Genomic DNA, 3,897 nt, shown 5'->3' with positions numbered 1-3,897 from the left:
CTGGCCGACGTGGCGGGCCAGACCGCTGCCCGTACGGCCCTGGAGGTCGCCGCGGCGGGCGGACACCACCTGCTGCTCCACGGGCCGCCCGGCGCGGGGAAGACGATGCTCGCGGAACGGCTGGCCGGCGTGCTGCCCCCGCTCACCGAACAGGAATCCCTGGAGGTCACGGCGGTGCACTCGGTGGCGGGCATGCTGCCGCCCGGCGAACCGCTCGTCCGGACGGCGCCCTACTGCGCGCCTCACCACTCCGCGACCATGCAGTCCCTGGTGGGCGGCGGCAACGGGATGCCGAGACCGGGCGCGGTGTCGCTGGCACACCGCGGAATTCTCTTTCTGGACGAGGCCCCGGAGTTTTCGGGACGGGCACTGGACGCGCTGCGCCAGCCCCTGGAGTCCGGGCATGTGGTGGTGGCGCGCAGCGCGGGCGTGGTACGGCTGCCCGCCCGGTTCCTGATGATCCTGGCGGCCAATCCGTGCCCCTGCGGGCGCCACACGCTCCACGGGGCCGGGTGCGACTGCCCGCCCTCGGCGATCCGGCGCTACCAGGCACGGCTGTCTGGGCCGCTGCTCGACCGGGTGGACCTGCGGGTCGAGGTCCAGCCCGTCCACCGCGCCGACCTCGTGGGGCAGGGCGGCCGCGGTGAGTCCACGGCGGTGGTCGCGGCCCGGGTCAGGGAGGCCAGGGTGCGGTCGGCGGCCCGGCTGGAGGGCACGCCGTGGTCGGTCAACAGCGAAGTGCCCGGACATGAGCTGCGGACCCGCTGGCCGGTGGCACCGGGGGCGCTGGACACGGCGGAGCGCGACCTGGAGCGGGGTCTGCTCACGGCGCGAGGGCTGGACCGGGTGCTGCGGGTGGCCTGGACCGTCGCGGACCTCGCCGGACACCGCTGCCCGGACGCCCGGGACGTGGACCTGGCCCTGGAGCTGCGCACCGGCATCGCCCGCGGCGCGCGGTCCGGAGCCGGCGGGGAGCCGGCCGGCGCCATCAGTGTGGCCGCGAACGGGGGACTGTCATGACGAGGGGGACGGTGACCGGCGACGCCGTGAGCGGTGGGGTCGGTCCGGGGGAGAGGCTGGCGAGGGCCGCGCTCACGCGGGTCCTGGAGCCGGGGGACGAGCACGGCGGCCGGTGGCTGGCCGAGTTCGGGGCCGCCGGGCTGCTCGCCAGGCTCGCCTCCAGGGAGGACGGACACGACGAGCTGACCGGCGTTGGCGAAACACGCCTGGCGGGCTACCGGAACCGGGCCGCCGCCGCCGTGCCCGAGCGGGACCTGGCGGCGGTGCACGCGCTCGGCGGGCGTTTCGTCTGCCCCGGCGACCAGGAGTGGCCCAGCCAGCTCGACGACCTGGGCGACGCGCGACCGGTCGGGCTCTGGGTGCGGGGAAGGGCGGATCTGCGGATCTGGTCCCTGCGCTCCGTCGCCCTGGTCGGCGCCAGGGCGTGTACTCCGTACGGGGCACATATGGCGGCCTCGCTGGGCTCCGGACTTGCCGAGCGCGGCTGGGTCGTCACCTCCGGCGCCGCCTTCGGGGTGGACGGCGCGGCCCACCGGGGCGCGCTGGCGGCGGGCGGGGCGACCGTCGCGGTCCTCGCCTGCGGGGTCGACGTCGTCTACCCCCGGGGTCACGCCGAGTTGATCGGACGCATCGCCGAACAAGGACTGGTCATCGGCGAATTGCCACCCGGCGCCCACCCCACCCGCAGCAGGTTCGTCCTGCGCAACCGAGTGATCGCCGCGCTCACCCGGGGCACCGTCGTCGTGGAGGCGGAGTACCGCAGCGGATCACTCGTCACCGCACGCGGCGCGCAGCGGCTCGGCCGGTTCACGATGGGGGTGCCAGGACCCGCCACCAGTGGGCTCTCGGCGGGCGTGCACGAACTGCTGCGCGGCGAAGGAGTGCTGGTCACGGACGCCGCCGAAGTCGCGGAACTGGTCGGGGACATCGGCGACCTCGCACCAGGACGGCGCGGCCCCGTGGTGCCCAGGGACCTGCTGGACCCCGCCGGCGCGCGGGTGCTGGAGGCGCTGCCCGCCCAGGGGACCGCCGACGGGCGGGAGATCGCCCGGGAGGCCGGCACCACCGCCGACGAGGCGCTCGGCAGGCTCTACGAACTCCACTCGCTGGGCTTCGTCGAACGGCACGGCGACGGCTGGCAGTTGGCCCGGCGCCCGACACCGGCGGACGCGGCGCGGCGAGGCGGTACTTGACCTGGGGCATTCGGGTGAAAAGGTGTGAGCGGCGCCGCTCCCCGTTCCGACAGCGGTCGCGCACCGCTACTCCCCAGTCACGCTACGCTCACCTGGATTCCGGCCCAGAAAGATGTCCCCCCGCACGTCACAGCAGAACGGCTCAAGGCAACGCATGCCCCAGCACACCTCCGGGTCTGACCGCGCGGCGGCGCCCCCCGCTGCCCGGGGCGCAGTGCGGCCCCCCGCGCCCACGTCTCTCGACGAGCTGTGGCGGTCGTACAAGACCACGGGCGACGGCCGGCTGCGGGAGCAGTTGATCCTGCACTACTCACCCCTGGTGAAGTACGTCGCGGGCCGGGTGAGCGTGGGGCTGCCGTCCAACGTCGAGCAGGCCGACTTCGTCTCCTCTGGCGTCTTCGGCCTGATCGACGCGATCGAGAAGTTCGACATCGAGCGGTCGATCAAGTTCGAGACCTACGCGATCACCCGCATCCGCGGCGCGATGATCGACGAACTCCGCGCCCTGGACTGGATCCCCCGCTCCGTACGGCAGAAGGCGAGGGCCGTCGAACGCGCCTACGCCACGCTGGAGGCGCAGCTGCGCCGGACGCCCTCGGAGAGCGAGGTCGCCGCCGAGATGGGGATCGCGCTGGAGGAACTGCACGCCGTTTTCAGCCAGTTGTCGCTGGCGAACGTGGTGGCGCTGGAGGAACTGCTGCACGTCGGCGGCGAGGGCGGCGACCGGCTCAGCCTCATGGACACCCTGGAGGACACCGCCGCCGACAATCCGGTGGAGGTCGCCGAGGGGCGCGAGCTGCGGCGGCTGCTCGCCCGCGCGATCAACACGCTCCCCGACCGGGAGAAGACGGTGGTCACGCTCTACTACTACGAGGGGCTCACGCTTGCCGAGATCGGCAACGTCCTGGGCGTCACCGAGAGCCGGGTCAGCCAGATCCACACCAAGTCCGTGCTGCAACTGCGGGCGAAGCTGGCCGACGTCGGCCGCTGACGGCGGGCGGGCGCCGCGGGATCCGTAGAGTGGAACCGTGCCCAGGATTCGAGCGGCCTCGGTGGCCGAGCACCGGACGATGCAGCGAGGCGCCCTGCTGGACGCCGCGCGCTCCCTCCTGTCGGAAGGCGGTACGGACGCGCTGACCTTCCCCGCCCTCGCCGAACGCACGGGCCTCGCGAGGTCGTCCGTCTACGAGTACTTCCGCTCGCGCGCGGCCGTGGTCGAGGAGCTGTGCACCGTCGACTTCCCGGTCTGGGCGGCGGAGGTCGAGGCGGCGATGGCGTCCTCGGGGACGCCGGAGGCGAAGGTGGAGGCGTACGTACGGACGCAGCTCGCGCTGGTCGGTGACCGCCGCCACCGCGCGGTGGTCGCGATCTCCGCGAGCGAGCTGGACGCGGGCGCCCGGGAACAGATCCGCGCGGCGCACGGGGGCCTGGTCGCCATGGTCGTCGAGGCCCTGTCCGAACTGGGCCAGCCGCGGCCCCGGCTCGCGGCGATGCTGGTCCAGGGGGTGGTGGACGCGGCGGTCCGCCGCATCGAACTGGGCGAGGCGCCGGTGGACGTCGCGGAGGTAGCGGTGGCCTTGGCCCTGAGCGGCGCCTGCGGCCCGGCGGCCGCGGGTCCCTGATTGTCCTCGCGCCGGTGTCCGGTTGCGCTGACTGATGTCCTCAATCGCCGGACGGGCTGGAA

Annotated in this window: 4 protein-coding genes; all 4 read left to right on the top strand. The window is 74.1% G+C overall.

Annotation, left to right across the window (positions count from 1 at the left end; translation table 11 throughout):
• On the top strand, positions 1-1,020 hold a 1,020-nt coding region (locus GT042_RS24460; protein WP_161310887.1), incomplete at its 5' end, for an ATP-binding protein.
• Positions 1,017-2,213 carry a DNA-processing protein DprA gene (dprA, locus tag GT042_RS24455; RefSeq protein WP_161310886.1) on the top strand — a complete coding sequence of 399 codons (1,197 nt, stop codon included), beginning with the start codon at positions 1,017-1,019 and terminating at the stop codon, positions 2,211-2,213. The genes GT042_RS24460 and dprA, both read left to right, overlap by 4 nt.
• 154 nt (positions 2,214-2,367) lie before the next feature.
• Positions 2,368-3,204: an RNA polymerase sigma factor WhiG gene (gene whiG, locus GT042_RS24450; protein WP_161310885.1), complete on the top strand. Its 837-nt coding sequence runs from the start codon at positions 2,368-2,370 to the stop codon at positions 3,202-3,204.
• Positions 3,205-3,265: 61 nt separating this feature from the next.
• Positions 3,266-3,835 carry a TetR/AcrR family transcriptional regulator gene (locus GT042_RS24445; protein WP_161310888.1) on the top strand — a complete coding sequence of 190 codons (570 nt, stop codon included), beginning with the start codon at positions 3,266-3,268 and terminating at the stop codon, positions 3,833-3,835.
• The last annotated feature ends 62 nt before the right edge of the window (positions 3,836-3,897 follow it).

It is taken from the genome of Streptomyces sp. SID3212 (assembly GCF_009865405.1).
Classification (GTDB): domain Bacteria; phylum Actinomycetota; class Actinomycetes; order Streptomycetales; family Streptomycetaceae; genus Streptomyces.
Note: the sequence above shows the minus strand (reverse complement) of the source record. Positions and strands in the feature narration are given on the sequence as shown.

Excerpts from the sequence above, each read along its gene's own strand:
- whiG (WP_161310885.1), top strand. The coding sequence starts at position 2,368 with ATGCCCCAGCACACCTCCGGGTCTGACCGCGCGGCGGCGCCCCCCGCT.
- dprA (WP_161310886.1), top strand. The coding sequence starts at position 1,017 with ATGACGAGGGGGACGGTGACCGGCGACGCCGTGAGCGGTGGGGTCGGT.